Source organism: Proteus hauseri (assembly GCF_040139125.1).
Lineage (GTDB): Bacteria > Pseudomonadota > Gammaproteobacteria > Enterobacterales > Enterobacteriaceae > Proteus > Proteus hauseri_B.
In genome coordinates, this window is record NZ_JBEEUB010000005.1 from 1 (window position 1) to 17,252 (window position 17,252).

General features: G+C 38.5%; 15 protein-coding genes. 12 read left to right on the forward strand and 3 right to left on the reverse strand.

From position 1 onward, the window contains the following. A partial coding sequence (locus ABN099_RS09755; protein WP_349463525.1) for a DUF637 domain-containing protein occupies positions 1-2,890 on the forward strand: 2,890 nt, incomplete at its 5' end. An 11-nt stretch (positions 2,891-2,901) separates the two neighbouring features. Next, a complete protein-coding gene (gene cdiI / locus ABN099_RS09760) occupies positions 2,902-3,279 on the forward strand; it encodes a ribonuclease toxin immunity protein CdiI (RefSeq protein WP_349463526.1) in 378 nt (125 codons plus the stop codon). Positions 3,280-3,573: 294 nt separating this feature from the next. On the opposite strand, the gene modE is transcribed toward cdiI, so the two are convergent. Beyond that, on the reverse strand, positions 3,574-4,365 hold the full coding sequence (gene modE, locus ABN099_RS09765; RefSeq protein WP_349463527.1) for a molybdenum-dependent transcriptional regulator: 792 nt from the start codon (positions 4,363-4,365) through the stop codon (positions 3,574-3,576). 158 nt (positions 4,366-4,523) lie between these two features. On the opposite strand from modE, the gene ABN099_RS09770 reads away from it, so the two are divergent. From ABN099_RS09770 to modC, 4 genes are all read left to right on the forward strand, one after another. After that, complete coding sequence (locus tag ABN099_RS09770) at positions 4,524-4,667, forward strand: AcrZ family multidrug efflux pump-associated protein (protein WP_349463528.1); 144 nt, start codon at positions 4,524-4,526, stop codon at positions 4,665-4,667. A gap of 373 nt (positions 4,668-5,040) precedes the next feature. Next, positions 5,041-5,811 carry a molybdate ABC transporter substrate-binding protein gene (gene modA / locus ABN099_RS09775; protein ID WP_349463529.1) on the forward strand — a complete coding sequence of 257 codons (771 nt, stop codon included), beginning with the start codon at positions 5,041-5,043 and terminating at the stop codon, positions 5,809-5,811. Between the two features lie 17 nt (positions 5,812-5,828). Further along, a complete protein-coding gene (gene modB, locus ABN099_RS09780) occupies positions 5,829-6,521 on the forward strand; it encodes a molybdate ABC transporter permease subunit (protein WP_349463530.1) in 693 nt (230 codons plus the stop codon). Continuing rightward, the gene (gene modC / locus ABN099_RS09785) at positions 6,515-7,579 is read left to right on the forward strand and encodes a molybdenum ABC transporter ATP-binding protein ModC (RefSeq protein WP_349463531.1); all 1,065 of its coding nucleotides are present in this window, start codon (positions 6,515-6,517) and stop codon (positions 7,577-7,579) included. Before modB ends, modC begins: the two co-directional genes overlap by 7 nt. A 73-nt stretch (positions 7,580-7,652) precedes the next feature. Here the strand turns inward: modC and ABN099_RS09790 are convergent, their stop codons facing one another. After that, complete coding sequence (locus tag ABN099_RS09790; protein ID WP_349463532.1) at positions 7,653-8,474, reverse strand: pyridoxal phosphatase; 822 nt, start codon at positions 8,472-8,474, stop codon at positions 7,653-7,655. Between the two features lie 148 nt (positions 8,475-8,622). Here ABN099_RS09790 and pgl point away from each other — a divergent pair, with 148 nt between their 5' ends. Further along, positions 8,623-9,612 (forward strand): 6-phosphogluconolactonase, encoded by a 990-nt coding sequence (gene pgl / locus ABN099_RS09795; protein WP_349463533.1) that lies wholly within the window; start codon positions 8,623-8,625, stop codon positions 9,610-9,612. A gap of 51 nt (positions 9,613-9,663) precedes the next feature. On the opposite strand, the gene bioA is transcribed toward pgl, so the two are convergent. Further along, positions 9,664-10,935 carry an adenosylmethionine--8-amino-7-oxononanoate transaminase gene (gene bioA, locus ABN099_RS09800; RefSeq protein WP_349463534.1) on the reverse strand — a complete coding sequence of 424 codons (1,272 nt, stop codon included), beginning with the start codon at positions 10,933-10,935 and terminating at the stop codon, positions 9,664-9,666. Between the two features lie 103 nt (positions 10,936-11,038). On the opposite strand from bioA, the gene bioB reads away from it, so the two are divergent. The 5 genes from bioB to uvrB all read left to right on the forward strand — a co-directional run bounded on the left by bioB (position 11,039) and on the right by uvrB (position 17,150). Then, entirely contained in the window at positions 11,039-12,076 is a 1,038-nt protein-coding gene (bioB, locus tag ABN099_RS09805) for a biotin synthase BioB (protein ID WP_349463535.1), read from the forward strand. After that, a complete protein-coding gene (gene bioF, locus ABN099_RS09810; protein WP_349463536.1) occupies positions 12,076-13,254 on the forward strand; it encodes an 8-amino-7-oxononanoate synthase in 1,179 nt (392 codons plus the stop codon). The genes bioB and bioF overlap by 1 nt, the downstream gene beginning before the upstream one ends. Continuing rightward, positions 13,229-13,993, forward strand: coding sequence for a malonyl-ACP O-methyltransferase BioC (gene bioC / locus ABN099_RS09815; RefSeq protein WP_349463537.1), 765 nt, complete (start codon positions 13,229-13,231; stop codon positions 13,991-13,993). The genes bioF and bioC overlap by 26 nt, the downstream gene beginning before the upstream one ends. Beyond that, a complete protein-coding gene (bioD, locus tag ABN099_RS09820; protein ID WP_349463538.1) occupies positions 13,986-14,669 on the forward strand; it encodes a dethiobiotin synthase in 684 nt (227 codons plus the stop codon). Before bioC ends, bioD begins: the two co-directional genes overlap by 8 nt. A 471-nt stretch (positions 14,670-15,140) precedes the next feature. Further along, positions 15,141-17,150 (forward strand): excinuclease ABC subunit UvrB, encoded by a 2,010-nt coding sequence (gene uvrB, locus ABN099_RS09825; protein WP_349463539.1) that lies wholly within the window; start codon positions 15,141-15,143, stop codon positions 17,148-17,150. Positions 17,151-17,252: the final 102 nt, after the last annotated feature.

Genomic DNA, 17,252 nt, shown 5'->3' on the forward strand with positions numbered 1-17,252 from the left:
AATAAAAGAAGCGGATCCTTTCTTTAGTGATATTCATTACCCAAAGTTACAATCTAAATTATTCGCCAACAATAATATTATATTAAATGCTGCTCGTGATATTGATTTAACCTCAACTGTTTTGTCTTCACAAGATAAAGCGATTGTATTATCAGGTCGAGATATAAAACTGGGTGCAACCGCGTATTCCGCTATCGAAAATCCCCATGAGGATGATCAAGATATTCAGTATGTCACCACCGCTATTACGGGAAATAAAGGTATTACACTTGCCTCTAATGGCGCCATTACAACTCAAGGTAGCACCATTAAATCAGAGGGTGACATCACAATATCGAGTGGTGGCAATATTCAATTGGGATCGGTAAGAACACATTTCCGTAAAGAGTCAGGTTCTGAACTAGAAGATATTTATAAACATATTGGTACCGATATATCGAGTGGTAAAAATTTAACCCTATTATCTGAAGGCAGTATTTTATTTCAAGCATCAAAACTAACCGCTAATAATGCAATAGATATCGCAGCAAAAGGCGGATTTCTTTATGCACAAGCGATGGAAGAATCGAGTTATTACGAAGAGGAAAAGAAAAAATGTAGAAAATGGTCTCTGTGTATATTAAAGAAAACCGTCACTCAAACATCTCATAATACTAATAATAAAGTCACCGAGTTTATTGCCAATGGCGATATTAGCTTATTTGCTAAAGATGATATCACGTTAGAAGCAACCAAAATTAACACGGCAAAAAACGCCAAAATTACCAGTAAAACGGGAAAAGTTAATTTTAAAGCGGTAAAAAATACGGCATTTAAACAAGTTATTACCCATTCAAAAGATATTTATATCACCCAACGTAATCAGGGATATATCAAAGGAAACTGGGCATTACCTGAACTTTATATTGGCGGAAAGCTCACTATTGATGCCCCAGCAGGTATTTCCGCTGATATTAAAACTAAGAAAAAACAGACATTAGAACAGGTATTAACGGTTTTAAGTAATACCCCTGAATATGCTTGGCTTAACGATCTTCAACAACATGAAAACGTCAATTGGAATTTAGTTAAAGAGACATATGCCAGTTGGGATGAAAAGAGCCAGCAATTAAATCCGGTTGTGGGTGCCATTATCGCGATAGGTGTTGGTATCGCCACATATGGAACATCTACTGCAGCAACAATAGGGGGAATGGCAAGTAAAGCAGCAACGGCTGCCGGTGCTTCAGCAAGTATAGCCTCTACAGCATCGGTTGCCGCGCAAGCAGGCTTTGCCTCTTTAGCATCACAAGCGGCTGTTTCTTTAGCTGAAAACAGAGGCGACCTTCTTAAAACCGTAAAATCTCTTGGTAGTAGTGACACCGTAAAATCGATTGTCACCAGCATGGCAGTTGCTGGCGCGTTGCAAGGTCTTGACCAATTTATGGGATGGGATCAGGCAATCCAAGGGGGAACATTACCTTCAGCAGGAAAGTTACTTGCGACCGATAACGCCACTTGGAATCAAGTTGCACAGCGTGTTGCCGCTCACTCTGTAGTGAGTTCAACCCTTGGCACCGCTATCCAAGGCGGTAGTTTTATTGATAATTTTAAAACAGCATTACTTAGCAATATTGGCAGTCAATTTCATGCTGAAGGCGCGAATTTGATTGGCAATAACGGTGCGGTATTAGGGCATGCAGGGAAAGCCATTAGCCATGCAATATTATCTGGTTTATCAGCCCAAATTAGTGGCGGAAATGTTAAAGGTGCAATTATTGGTGGTTTAGCCGCTGAAATTGCAGCTATTTCGCTGGGCGATAATACAATTAAAGCAGAGGAATGGCAGAAAAAATCAGAATCACAGGCTCAGTTTGTTAGATTATTCGGTGGTATAGCAGGTGGGGTTTTTACTGGTGAGCCAGGTGGTGTGTATAGTGGTGCAACAGGGGCTGAAAATAGTTTCCGTTACAATTATCTCTCTCACCATCAGCAAAAGTTAATGGAAAAAGAATTATCTGTTGAAACTAATTATTTTAAAAAGACAGCAATTTATCTTAAATGGCTATCAACAGATATAGGACAAGATGCAGGATTTAATGCAGGTCTTGTAGCAGGTATACCAACAGGATTGTATGAAACGATTGAAGGGGTCGCTTCTCTTGCTGCAAATCCGCTAGAAACATACCAAGCTATAAAAGCAGTTATTCAAAGTGATAATGCTTTAGATACATTAACTCATGCGGTTAAACAATCGTATATCGATCGTATTGAAAAGCTGGAGGCAGAATATCAAAAAGCAGGTGTATCTGGTTCATTTAATGCTGGTGTTGAAAGTGGAAAACTAATTTTTGATCTCGCTGCTTTATTTGCTGGCGGTGTTGGAGTTGCGAAAGGAGGTTCTCAGCTTATAGCTAAGACATCGGCTAAAATAATAGGAAAAACAACAAGGTTTTCATTTCCTGATGGAATAAGTTTCCAGATTGAATTACCAAAACATTTAGCTACAGTAGATAAATTTACTCAGAAAATGGGAATTTCAGGTGGTCATAATGCTAATGTATTTTATAATGTTGTAAAGGATAAAAATTTAAAAATTATAAAAGAGATCCCCACAAATGTGCGAGGGATAATGTATATTGAATATAAGATACCAGCGAAGCATCCCCAAACTGGAGAAATAACTCATTATAAAGCTAATGGCGCTCAACCTTTTAAAAAAACAATTTATGATCCCAAGATTTTTTCTGACCAAAAAATACTTGAATTAGGTCAAAAAGCAGCCGCTAATGGATATAAGAATGCGTTAGATAAAGAATTGCAATCCTATGATGCAATGTCAGAAGGCATAACTTTTAGAGTATATTTAGATAAAGAAACAAAGATGGTTACTAATTTCCATCCTAAGTAGGAGCGTTATTGATGAAGTATTTATTTGAATTACCCTATGAAAAGAGTGAGCCTAATTGGACTATAAAAAGTTATTTTGATCTTATATATAATGATGGTTGTTTTTTAGATGCTGTTTCTAATATTGTTCAAAAAGAATCTTTTGTCCTCGATGGAATATATTGCTTTTTCCCAGATATGAATAGCGCTGATGTGTCTGATCATTTTTTAGGTGTTAAGTTTGGAGTAGGATATCCTTTAACAGATAAAGATATTGTTATTGTAAGCGAAGATACTTGTTATCAATTTATTAGATTATCTTGTGAGAAATATTTGTTAATGCATCCTGAAGATAAGATAAAAATTAAAATTTTGCTATCAAAAAATAGATTAAATCACTTTGTTTTATAAATGAAAACCATTTACGTATGGATTATTGGGTAGATGAGGGAATACCTGATAGTACAATTATGACATTAAAAACTAATTGTAGTGACGAGGTTTTAGGTGCCTTAATAATAGAAGCTTTTACACGTTGTATTAGTTGTAAAGTTTAAATGGATACTAAATAAAATACCTTATACTAATTATCTGTAAGGTTTTTTTGATTATATTGAATGATCTATTAAAAACCATCACTTAATATTATTTCTAAAATACTAAGTGATGGTTTTATTGTTTAATAAAAAGCAACCATGCTAATAATTAACACAGCGTGGCGACAATCACTTGATCGGCATTAAACAGTGCAGTTACGGTATCATTCAGTGTTAAATTGCGTTCTTTAACGTGCTGATTAGAACAGGTGGCACAGACTTCTTGTCCGCCTTCTAATGTCACCACTAATTCACTGTTTTCGCTGCCTGTCTCAATTTGAGTCAAAGTACCGCAAAGCGCATTGTCATATTGCTGTGTTAAAGAAGTCCCTTTTTCAATATTGACCCAAGGTGCTTTAATCAAAATAAGGACTTCTTTGCCTTTTTTAAGCCCTAAACGGTCAGCACTTTTTTCAGTTAATGCTGCGCGGATAACGGTTTTCTTATCAGCTAGTTGTACATTAACGTGTTGCTGAACTTGTAGATGATCGCGTTCTGTTATAGTGCCGAAAAATTGGTTTCTTGCGCTGGTTTGTAATGAGAAACGTGAAATAGCCGCTAATAGGCTATCAAGAGGAAGCGAATCATCTTTTAAAACATCAAAGGCTTTTTGTTGAATTTGACCCAACAAATCATAAAGCTGTAGTAAGCGCTCACAATAATGTGTCAGTGTTGCACCACCACCGCCTTTACCCCCTGTTGCTCTATCAACAAGTAGCTCATCGGCGAGTTGATTCATTTCATTGATGGCATCCCACGCGCTTTTATAGCTGATACCAGCCATTTTAGCCCCTTGACTAATTGAACCCGTCGCTTTGATCTGTTTTAACAAAGCAACTCGACGTGGATCTGCAAAGAGCTTATCCTGAAGTTTGAGTGTCAGTAATATTTCTGCTTGCATAATGATAGGTTTCTTCTTTTTTATGTGGTTATCGCATTTTTTGTGGCGACACAAAACGATAATTCTCTAGAATATGGTGAACTATAGCGTTATTATTAGTCATTCGTGGAAAATTGCCAACTCTGGCTTTCCGAATATACCATGATAAAGAGGTTATCATGCTTGAATTGTTGAAAAGTTTGGGGTTTGCTCTTTTGATGGTACCTGTTGTAATGGTTTTCATCATGGGACTAATTTACTTATTAGGTGAGTTTTTTAATCTTATTTCACCAAGTCAGCCAAAAGCCGACAAAAAGTCATAAGTTTTCCCCTCCTCATTTAGAACAGCCCTTTATCTTAGAGGGCTGTTTTTTTTACTTGTCATACTTCAAGTTGTAGCACTCATTCGCACTAGTCACATACTTTAGTATGCTCCTAGCGACTCATTCGTTTTTCGCCTAGCTACACCTTGAATTATTTAGAGTATCTACTCGTGCATTTCAAGTTATCGCCTAGAATTATTTAAAGTATGTAAATTTTCTCTATCTCTATCTCTATCTCTATCTCTATTTTCTGTTTCTTTTTAATGGCTATATTTATTGATATATAACCGGTTTTTAGCATCTAATCCTTTCATATTTCGTTGTATTTTGTTATATACAGCGTGTCATCATTTAATTTAAGTGGAATTCAAACATGAAAAAATTATCAGGTAAGTTGCTTGTTGGGGCGGTTATCTCTTTTGCATTAGTGAGCCAAAGTTTTGCATCGGAAAAAGTAACGGTATTTGCTGCCGCTTCTCTTACCAATGCTCTTAATGAAATTTCGGCACAATATAAGCAAGAAAAACAAGGTGAGGTAGTTGCCTCTTATGCATCTTCTTCTACACTGGCTCGTCAAATTGAGCAAGGTGCACCTGCAAACCTGTTTATCTCAGCAGATCAGCAGTGGATGGACTACGCAATCGATAAAAACTTAATGGTTGCAGATACGCGTCATACGCTATTAGGTAATGATTTAGTTCTTATTGCCCCTAAAGATAGTAAATTAAATGACGTTGTTATTAATAAGGAAACCAAATGGAAATCCTTACTTAATGGCGGAAAATTAGCTGTTGGCGATCCTGACCACGTACCAGTTGGTATCTATGCGAAAGAATCACTAGAATATTTAGGTGCATGGGATACTGTAAGCCCTGAAATGGCTCGTACTAATAACGTTCGTAGTGGTATGGCGTTAGTTGAGCGTGATGAAGCACCATTAGGTATCGTTTATGGTTCTGATGCGGTTGCGAGTGAAAAAGTGAAAGTTGTTGGCGTATTCCCAGCTGATAGCCACAAACCTGTTGAGTATCCAATGGCAGTTGTAAAAGGTCAGGACAATAAAGCAGTTCGTGATTTTTATGACTATCTGAAAACGCCTCAAGCCGCAGAAATCTTTAAGAAATACGGCTTTAGCCCACTGTAGGAATTATACTTTTGGAGATGTTAAGTGAATACGAATGGCAAGCTATCGTTCTAAGCCTTCAGGTTTCGACTGTTGCAGTTATTATCAGTCTTCCTTTTGGTATTTTGATGGCTTGGCTTTTAGTTAGAGTACGATTTCCGGGTAAATCGCTGCTCGATAGTATTATCCATTTACCGTTAGTTCTTCCCCCTGTTGTCGTGGGATATCTTTTACTTATTAGTATGGGTAGAAGGGGAATTATTGGTGAGTGGCTCTATAACTGGTTTGGTTTTAGCTTTACCTTTAGTTGGCGAGGCGCTGCACTTGCGTCAGCAGTTGTGGCATTTCCACTTATGGTAAGAGCTATCCGACTGGCATTAGAGGCTGTCGATCAACGTATGGAACAAGCCGCAAGAACACTAGGGGCTTCGCCACTACGCGTCTTTTTCACGATAACGTTACCGTTGTCTATGCCGGGTATTATCGCAGGGATTGTGTTGGCATTTGCACGCTCATTAGGTGAGTTTGGCGCAACAATCACTTTCGTCTCCAATATTCCAGGGGAAACTCGAACAATTCCGCTGGCAATGTATACCTTAATTGAAACACCTGGTGCGGAAATGGATGCCGCCCGTTTATGTGTTATTGCAATTATTCTGGCGCTCGTCTCTTTAATGGCTTCTGAGTGGTTAACTCGCTGGGGTCGTAAAAGATTGGGGGGCGTATGCTAGAGATGAATTTTAAACAGACGCTAGGTTCTTTGCGTCTGGAAGTCAATACAGAACTACCAACAGAGAGTATTACCGCGGTATTTGGTTTATCCGGTGCAGGTAAAACCTCACTGATTAACGTAATCGGTGGTTTAACCAAGCCAGATTCAGGGCGTATTGTATTAAATAATCACACTCTGGTAGATACTGAAAAGAAAATTTATCTGCCACCTGAAAAACGCAAAGTGGGTTATGTCTTTCAAGATGCACGTCTGTTTCCTCATTACCGCGTAAGAGGAAACTTACTTTATGGTATGGCGCCAACCATGAAAGTGCAATTTGATAAAATAATTCACTTACTCGGTATAGAACATCTACTTTCTCGTTTTCCTATCACTTTATCTGGTGGTGAAAAGCAGCGTGTTGCTATCGGTCGAGCGCTATTAACGGCACCTGATATTATGTTGATGGATGAGCCGTTAGCATCTCTTGATTTACCTCGTAAACGAGAATTGTTGCCTTACCTCGAAAAATTATCACAAGATGTACAAATCCCTATTTTGTATGTCAGCCATAGTCTTGATGAAATTATCCGACTTGCAGATAACGTTATTGTTATGGATGCAGGTAAAATTAAGGCAACGGGTAAACTTGAAGATGTTTGGTCAAGTAGTGCTTTGCGTCCTTGGTTACAAAAAGAGACGTTAAGTAGCATTGCAAACGTAATGGTGGTTGAGCATCACAATCATTACGATATGACGGCAACGGCATTTGGTAACCAAGTACTTTGGTTACCACAAATAGAGGCAAAAATTGGTCGCGATGTTCGTGTTCGTATTGATGCTTCAGATGTGTCATTAACAACGACTCGCCCATCAAATAGCAGTATTCGTAATATCCTTCATATGAAAGTGGTAGAAACGATAAAAAATGATGGTCAGATTGACGTTAAGTTAGTTAACGATGGTAACTATTTATGGGCAAGGATCACGCCATGGGCAAAAGATGAGCTGAATATTCAAGAAGGTCAGTGGCTTTATGCTCAAATTAAAAGTGTCTCGTTAAGTCGTCATCTTTGATTTACCAGTTTAATTAACACACAAAAAAACCTCATCTTGGATGAGGTTTTTGTCTTTTAAGTCGATGATTAAATTAAGACAAAATATACTTATGGATAGTTTCGGCAATACCCGGTTGTGAATTCACTTTGGTCACTATTTTGGCTCGTGCTTTCACTTCATCTGAAGCATTACCCATAGCCACACCTAAACCAACATGCTCTAGCATACTTAGGTCATTAAAGTTATCACCAAAGGCTATAACATCACTCATATTCATACCATTAGCTTCGACCCAACGCTGTAAACGTCTGCCTTTGCTGTTGCCTTTTTTCGCGATATCAACCTGATCAACCCAAGACCATTCGCACTCTAAGCCAACTTGTTGTTCGATTTTTTCGACTAACGCGCGCAATTCATCATGATTAGTCGTTGTTGTAGCAATTTTCCAAATATCACGAACATCGTGCATGGCTTGATAAAAATCGTCTACTTTGACTAAATTTGGACGCTGTGCAATAGGTAATGTTTCTGACCAATTGAGTGTACGTTGTACTGGGGCTGATAGTTGATCATACAGCATTGCATCATCGGCATAGACTAAGTGATGCACATCAGTTTGCTTTACAAGATCTAACACCGCACTTGTCTCTTGTGTGGTTAATGGATCTGATTCAAGTACTTTTTTACCGAGATAATCATAAAGGTAAGTACCATTACAGCAGATAGCAGGGGTATCAAGGTCTAGCGCTTGATAAAATGGATGAATAGCAACATGATGACGACCTGTTACAATTAATACTTTAATGCCCGCTTTTCTAGCAAGATTCAGTGCGGCTAAAGATTCTGGCAGAATACGTTTTTGGTCATCAAGCAGTGTGCCATCAAGATCCAATGCAATAACGCGGTAAGACATAAATAAGCCCCTTGATAGTATGAAATGCAATGGTTCTGATGTTACACGTTAACCAATAAAAGATAAACCTGCTTAATCGTGACAAGTTAGCGGTAGTTAGTTTATTATTCTTTATAAATCAATAAATAACGGGTTTTAAGGAGAAGGGATGAATCAGGTAGTCTACGTAGCAAGCCCAGAGAGTCATCAAATCCATGTTTATGCTTTAAATTCAGAGGGTGAAATGAATTTATTGCAGGTGGTTGAAGTCTCAGGGCAAGTTCAACCTATGATTGCAAGTGCTGATGGAAAATACCTTTATGTGGGTATTCGACCTAATTTCAGTGTTATTACATTTAAAATCGGTGATAACGGTAAACTTGAACAAAAAGCAATCACCTCAATTCCAAGTACACCGGTGCACTTATGCTTAGATAAAACAGAGCGTTTCTTGTTTGTGCCTTCTTATCACCAAGGTAATGTCGCGGTTTTACCTATTAATGAAAACGGTATTGCACAATCACCAATTCAAATTATCGAGGGATTAAATAAACCTCACTCTTCTAATATTGATTGGAACAATAAACAACTGATTATCCCTTGTTTAGGCGAAGATCATATTCGTTTCTTTAACTTATCAGATAACGGTAATTTAATAGAAGCAGGTACTGCTCAGTTAACAACAGCACCAAATTCAGGACCTCGTCATATGGCATTTCACCCTAATGGTGAGGTTTTCTATTGTCTTAATGAATTAGATGCGACAATTAATGTTTATCGCCGTATGGGTGATTTATATCGTTTAATGCAAACTATCGATATTGTGCCTGAAAACTTTAATAGCACACGTTGGGCAGCAGATATCCATATTACACCAGATGGTCGTTTTCTTTATGCTAGTGAGCGTACTGAAAGCTTTATTTGCGCAATGGCGATTTCAGCGTCTGGTGATTATCTACAACCAGTTGGCTACTATCCAACACAAGCTCAGCCACGGGGCTTTAATATTGATAATAGTGGCAGCTACCTTGTCTCTAGTGGTCAAAAATCAGACTCAGTATCGGTTTCTCGCCTTGATAAACAAACAGGTGCATTAACTGAATTAGCGCGTTATCCAGTAGGAAAAGGTGCAATGTGGGTAACGATAGTGACGTTATAATCCCTCAGTGTTCAATCTCCTCTAGTTGCTGCTAGAGGAGATGATCTGTGGTTAATCAGATACCACTTTTTTAATCGCATCTGTTAACGCTGATAGCTGCTTTGGTGTGATGATATAAGGCGGCATAATATAAATTAGTTTACCGAAAGGTCTTATCCAAACGCCGTTATCAACAAAGACTTTTTGTAATTGTGCCATATTCACTGGCTCATTCATTTCTACTACGCCAATTGCGCCCAATACACGAACATCTTTTACTTTTGTTGCTTGTTTTAATGGTAGTAACTCATGTTTTAATTGAGTTTCTATTTTAGCGACCTGATTAACCCATTCACCACTCGCTAATAGTGATAAGTTGGTATTTGCCACTGCACAGGCTAATGGATTACCCATATAAGTAGGACCATGCATAAAGCAGCCTGCATCACCTTGGCTGATGGTTTCGGCAATATGGCGTGTGGTTAATGTTGCTGATAACGTCATATAACCGCCAGTTAATGCTTTGCCTACACACATAACATCAGGTGATATGCCGGCATGTTCACAGGCAAAAAGCTTACCAGTTCTACCAAAACCAGTAGCGATTTCATCAGCAATTAATAAAACATTAAATTTATCGCACAGTGCTCTGGTCTGTTTTAAATACTCAGGGTGATAAATTCGCATGCCACCAGCACCCTGAACTATCGGTTCTAGCATTACTGCCGCAATTTCTTGATGATGTTGTTCTAATGTTAGGCGAAGTGAATTGATATCGTCAGGATCCCACTGTTGATAAAATCCTGTTTTAGGCGCATCCACAAAAAGGTGATTAGGCAGATAACCTTTGTAAAGGCTATGCATAGAATTATCAGGATCACACACCGACATCGCACCAAAAGTATCGCCATGGTACCCCTGTTTTAGTGCCACAATGCGCTGGCGTTTTTCACCTTTAGCTTGCCAATATTGCAATGCCATTTTTAATGCAACTTCCACAGCAACAGAGCCTGAATCTGCTAAAAAAATGCACTCAAGAGGTTTTGGTGTGATAGCTAATAGTTGTCGGCAAAGTGCAACAGCAGGGGGATGCGTGATCCCGCCAAACATTACATGAGACATATTTTCTAGCTGTTTTGTTACTGCATTATTAAGTTCAGGATGATTATATCCATGAATTGCAGCCCACCATGAAGACATACCATCAATTAATTTTCTACCATCAGCCAGTGTTAATTCTACCCCTTTGGCACTCACAACAGGATAAGCCGGAAGAGGATTGCTCATAGAGGTATAGGGATGCCAAATATGGCGCAAATCGAAAGCGATATCGTCAGGTGTCATTTTATCATTCACTTAATCATGTAAACCAAAGGTGATCAATTTTAGTTGACATGATAACCCTATTATTTAAACTGACAATCACTTTTAAACAGGAGAATGTATTGTGAGCACACTAAAGCGTTGGACACTAAAAGAAGCAAGAGCATTATTTGAGATGCCATTTTTAGATTTAATTTTTCAAGCACAGCAAGTTCATCGCCAACATTTTGATCCTTCACAGATTCAAGTCAGTACTCTACTTTCAATCAAAACTGGGGCTTGCCCTGAAGATTGTAAATATTGTGCTCAAAGTGCGCGTTATAAAACAGGTTTAGAAAAAGAACGTTTAATGGAAGTACAGCAAGTTATTGAATCTGCGAAAAAGGCGAAAGCAGCTGGTTCAACGCGTTTTTGTATGGGGGCGGCGTGGAAAAATCCACATGAGCGTGATATGCCTTACCTTGAGCAGATGGTAAAAGAAGTGAAAGCGCTGGGTATGGAAACCTGTATGACGCTGGGTAAATTAGACGATACTCAAGCAACGCGACTAGCGGATGCTGGTTTGGATTTTTATAACCATAATCTTGACACCTCTCCTGAATTTTACGGCAGTATTGTCACAACACGAACGTATCAAGACCGATTAGATACACTTGATAAAGTGCGTAATGCGGGTATTAAAGTCTGCTCTGGCGGTATTTTAGGATTAGGCGAAGAAGTCAAAGATCGCGCGGCAATGCTCGTGCAATTAGCGAATTTGCCACAACCACCAGAAAGTGTGCCAATTAATATGTTAGCAAAAATTAAAGGTACGCCGATGGCGGATAATGAAGATGTTGATCCGTTTGATTTTATTCGTACTATCGCCGTTGCTCGCATTATGATGCCTCGCTCTTATGTTCGACTTTCAGCAGGTCGTGAACAAATGAGCGAGCAGACACAAGCATTCTGCTTTATGGCTGGCGCCAACTCGATTTTTTATGGTTGCAAACTTTTAACGACAACCAATCCAACTGAAGATAAAGACCATCAACTTTTCCGTAAATTAGGCTTAAATCCTGAGCGTTTATCGGTTTCTATGGGGGATAATCAACAAGAAGAAGCTTTGATGCAAGCTGTTGTTAATAAAGATACTGAACAATTTTATAACGCGGCACTGTAATGAACTGGCAAACCTATTTAGATAATCGTCTTGATGAGCGTAGAAATACGCCATTATGGCGTAAACGCCAAGCAATCAAATATTCTAATGTACGGTTTTTATTCACTGGCTTAGAGGAAAAATACCTGAATTTTTCCGGTAATGACTATTTAGGAATTAGTCAGCACTCTGATGTAATTAAAGCATGGCAACAAGGTGCAAATGAATATGGTGTTGGCAGTGGTGGTTCTGGTCATATTACCGGATTTACCAAAGCACATGCACAATTAGAGCAGCAATTAGCAGATTGGTTAGGTTATGACAATGCACTGCTTTTTTCATCAGGTTACAGTGCAAATCAAGCGGTTATTACTGCGTTATTAGAAAAAAATGATGTCATTGTCGCTGATAAACTTTGTCATGCATCATTAATGGAAGCCGCTGCATTATCTCCTGCAACGCTATGGCGTTTTTTACATAACTCACCAGATGCTTTATCTCATCGGCTGAATAAAATTACTGCAAATAAAACCTCAGCCAGTAAAGCTTTAGTGGTAACAGAAGGGGTATTTAGTATGGATGGCGATAAAGCGCCATTAAGAGAAATTGCACAAATAAGTCAGCAAAATAGTACCTGGCTGATGGTGGATGATGCTCATGGTATTGGTGTTTTGGGTGATCAAGGCAAAGGTAGTTGTAATGAGGCTGGGATTAAACCTGAATTATTGATAGTAACCTTTGGTAAAGCTTTTGGTGTCAGTGGTGCTGCAGTACTTTGCAATAAATCGACCGCTGAATTTTTTGAACAATATGCACGCCATCTTATCTACAGTACTTCAATGCCTCCAGCACAAGCAGTGGCATTAAATGCAGCATTGCAAGTCATTCAACAAGCCGATGAGCAGCGTGATTATCTTCAGCAATTAATTCACTATTTTCGCCAAGGTGTCGCAACATTACCGGCAAAATTGCTCCCTTCAGAAACCGCGATCCAACCATTAATTGTGGGCGATGAGCAACTATGTCAAAAGTTATCAGATTATCTGCAAAATAAAGGACTTTGGGTTAAAGCTATTTTTCCACCCACAGTACCTCCACAAAGTGCGCGTTTACGTATTACATTAACCGCTAGCCATCATATTTCAGATATTACGATGCTAATCGAGACTCTTCATGGCTTCTTCAGTAAAAACCGATAAACAACGCCTAGCTCAAACGTTTGGTAAAGCAGCAAAACATTATGATGATTATGCGCTTATCCAGCGTTATAGCGGTGATAAGTTAATGGATCTCGCGAGTAATGAGCTTGGCAATATTGTGCTGGATGCAGGATGTGGAACGGGATATTTCAGCCAGCAGTGGAAACAGCAAGGGAAATACGTTATCGCGCTTGATTTATCACACCAAATGTTGCAAGTCGCACAACAGCAACAGCGTGCTGATAGTTATCTACAAAGTGATATTGAGCACTGTGCGATTAGAGATAAAAGTATTGATATCGTATTTAGTAATTTGGCAATGCAGTGGTGTGATAATTTACCCATAGCCATTAAAACGCTTATGCGTACTTTAAACGCTTCTGGTTCACTCTGTTTCTCGACGCTTGGAACATCAACATTACAAGAGATCAGAGACGCTTGGCTATCTATTGATGATAACGCTCATATCAATCCTTTTTTATCGTTTAATGAAATAGAAACAGCATGTACAGGCTTTAAAACACAACTATTTACAGAAAATGTGGTTGAGCAATATGACTCACTGCATGAATTATTTGCCTCATTAAAAGGGGTAGGTGCGAATTATTTACAAGGTGGACGTCAAAAAGGGTTAATGACTCGCCAAAAATATCGCCAATTAGAAAAAATGTGGAAAACAGAGTCTGGTAAATATTTATTAACGTATCAATTGGTTATAGGCAAAATATCTCATGACTAAAACATGGTTTTTAACAGGAACAGATACAGAAGTAGGTAAAACTGTTGTGAGCAGTGCCTTGTTACAGTGTGCTGCTAAACAAGGATATAAAACAGCAGGGTATAAGCCAGTCGCTTCTGGTAGTGAATGGCTTGCTGATGGTCTGCGAAATTCGGATGCTCTGACATTACAGCAACACAGTACCGTTGCATTAGATTATCAGCAGGTTAATCCCTACTGTTTTGAAGCGGCAACCTCACCACATATTGTTAGCCAAAAAATGCATCAACCTATTGATTTTGATTTTATATCTAATGGACTTTCTCAATTGCAACAACAGGCTGATTGGGTACTTGTAGAAGGTGCTGGTGGTTGGTTTACGCCGTTATCAGATGAAAAATTCTTTGCTGATTGGGTAATAGCAGAAAACCTTGCTGTTATTTTAACTGTAGGTATTAAATTAGGATGTATTAACCATGCGTTACTAACGCAACAAGCAATTATTCAGTCTGGTTTAACATTGGCTGGATGGGTTGCGAATGAAGTTGAACCAGCAGGTCAATATCAGACGGATTATCTTGCTACCTTACAACGGCACTTACATGCACCACTGCTAGGAAAAATACCCTACCTAAATAGTGTTAAAGAGCATGATTTTACACCTTATTTAAACCTTTCTGCGCTAAAAACAGACTGATTTTCTTTAATAAACATATGATGTTAGCGAATATATTTAATGATAATTTAAAAATAAAAAAAATAAATTTCGCTAATTTTTAGTGATATTTCAATGGGAAAAAAAAGACGTAACTTACCGAGGAATAACAACTTTGTGAAGTTATCCACTATTCCTGTGGATAACCTTGTGTATTACCATTATAAAAATACGCTGAATCGAGAGAAGACAAGGCATTGGTAAAGATTGACGTTATTCTCAACTTTTATTTTTTATCTTTATTTATTAGCTAGTTAAATAAAAGCAATAGAGTGCTCCACTAGACTCGCTTACTAAGAATAATTCATAAATTGGGGCTTGATTTTTTTTAAAAACCCAGTTTTAAAACTGGGGATAACCTGAGCTTAATTATTGAGATAAATTTTAATAGATAGAGATTGAAGCTGGATTTTTATCCAGTATTATAAAGGAGGTTAGTTAGGAGATGAAAATATGAGCAAAGCGTTCAAACTGCATTCAGAATTTAAGCCTGGTGGCGATCAACCCGCGGCTATCACTTCATTATGTGAAGGGTTAGAAGATGGGCTGGCACACCAAACTCTTTTAGGGGTAACTGGTTCAGGTAAAACATTCACTATTGCCAATGTGATTGCAAACCTTAATCGACCAACCATGGTCCTTGCACCCAATAAAACATTGGCAGCACAGCTTTATAGTGAAATGAAAGAGTTCTTTCCTGACAATGCGGTGGAATATTTTGTCTCTTACTATGATTATTACCAGCCAGAAGCTTATGTACCTAGCTCTGATACCTTTATTGAGAAAGATGCTTCTGTTAACGAACATATTGAACAGATGCGTTTGTCGGCAACTAAAGCGTTACTAGAGCGTAAAGACGTTATTGTAGTATCTTCTGTTTCGGCTATTTATGGTTTGGGTGATCCCGATAGCTATTTGAAAATGATGCTACACCTCTCTAACGGCATGATTATCGATCAACGCTCTATTTTGCGTCGCTTAGCTGACTTGCAATATACCCGCAACGATCAAGCTTTTCAGCGAGGCACATTTCGAGTTCGTGGCGAAGTTATCGATATTTTTCCAGCAGAATCTGATGACTACGCACTGCGCGTTGAGTTATTTGATGAAGAAGTTGAACGGTTATCACTGTTTGATCCACTAACGGGGCAAATTCACTATAATGTTCCTCGTTTTACGGTTTACCCTAAAACTCACTATGTAACACCTCGTGAGCGCATTCTTGATGCAATGGAAAATATCAAAGTAGAGCTTGCTGAAAGAAAAAAAGTTTTATTAGAGAATAATAAACTGGTTGAAGAACAACGGGTTTCTCAGCGAACTCAATTTGATTTAGAAATGATGAACGAGTTGGGGTATTGCTCTGGTATTGAAAACTATTCACGTTACCTCTCTGGCAGAGGACCTGGTGAGCCGCCGCCAACGCTGTTTGATTACTTACCCGCCAATGGATTGTTAGTTATTGATGAATCACACGTTACCATTCCACAAATAGGTGGTATGTATAAAGGTGACCGCTCTCGTAAAGAAACACTAGTAGAGTATGGCTTTAGATTACCTTCTGCCCTTGATAACCGTCCACTACGCTTTGAAGAGTTTGAAGCATTAGCACCTCAAACTATTTATGTGTCTGCAACACCAGGTAAATATGAGTTAGAAAAATCAGGTACAGATATTATTGAACAGGTTGTTCGACCTACGGGGTTACTTGATCCTATTGTTGAAGTACGACCTGTTGCAACTCAGGTTGATGATTTACTCTCTGAAATACGTATTCGTGCGGCAAAAAATGAGCGTGTATTAGTCACAACACTGACTAAACGTATGGCTGAAGACTTAACCGAATATCTTGAAGAGCATGGTGAACGTGTTCGCTATTTACACTCTGATATCGACACCGTTGAGCGTGTCGAAATTATTCGTGATTTACGTCTTGGTGAGTTTGATGTGCTGGTGGGGATCAACTTATTAAGAGAAGGGTTAGATATGCCAGAAGTCTCTTTGGTGGCGATTTTAGATGCCGATAAAGAGGGTTTCTTGCGTTCAGAACGTTCTTTAATTCAGACTATTGGTCGTGCTGCTCGTAATCTTGAAGGCAGAGCTATTTTATATGGTGATAGGATCACGGCTTCAATGGCAAAAGCGATAGACGAAACAGAGCGCCGTCGTGAGAAGCAGCAACAATTTAACTTAGAAAATGGCATTGTGCCAACAGGGTTAAATAAGAAAGTTGGCGATATTCTAAAAATTGGTCAACCATCGCAAGGGCGCAATAAAAAGAGCCATAAATCGGTTCATCCTGAAGATAATTATCCACTGCTCTCAACTCAGGAGTTAGAAAAAGAGATCCAACGTTTAGAAGCACAAATGTATCAACATGCTAAAGATCTTGAGTTTGAAAAAGCGGCAGGGCTTCGAGATAAACTTCAAGCATTAAGAGCACAATTTATCGCTAATTCTTAACATATTACTTAAAGGTATAAGTTTAAGTATTAGTTTGAAGATATAAGCTAAAGGCATAATATGACAAGTATTGTTAAATATACCTGTCTGTAATTATGCCTT